Origin of the sequence: Streptococcus sp. 4094 (assembly GCF_013277125.1) — a bacterium.
Taxonomy (GTDB): Bacteria; Bacillota; Bacilli; order Lactobacillales; family Streptococcaceae; genus Streptococcus.
Genome location: NZ_VMMI01000083.1, coordinates 1 through 229 on the forward strand (window position 1 = coordinate 1; position 229 = coordinate 229).

Annotated in this window: 1 protein-coding gene; it reads left to right on the top strand. The window is 37.6% G+C overall.

What is annotated here, in order from left to right:
• Nucleotides 1-229: DUF1542 domain-containing protein (locus tag HT721_RS10875; RefSeq protein WP_173229829.1), on the top strand; the 229-nt coding region annotated here is incomplete at both ends.

The following is a 229-nucleotide window of genomic DNA, read 5'->3' on the forward strand; positions in this document are numbered from 1 at the left end:
CAGCAGACGCAGAAACAAAAGCTATTAATGCAGATAAGAGCTTAACAACAGCAAAAAGAAATGAAAAATTGCAAGAAGTAGCAACTAAGAAAACTGAAGGTGAACGAGCAATAGATGCACCAACAGCAGACGATGCAGACAAAGTAGCAGCAGCGAAAAATGATGCATTAAACAAAATCAATAACGTTCATACAGCAGGAGACTTAAATAGCGTTAAACAAGCAGCTAA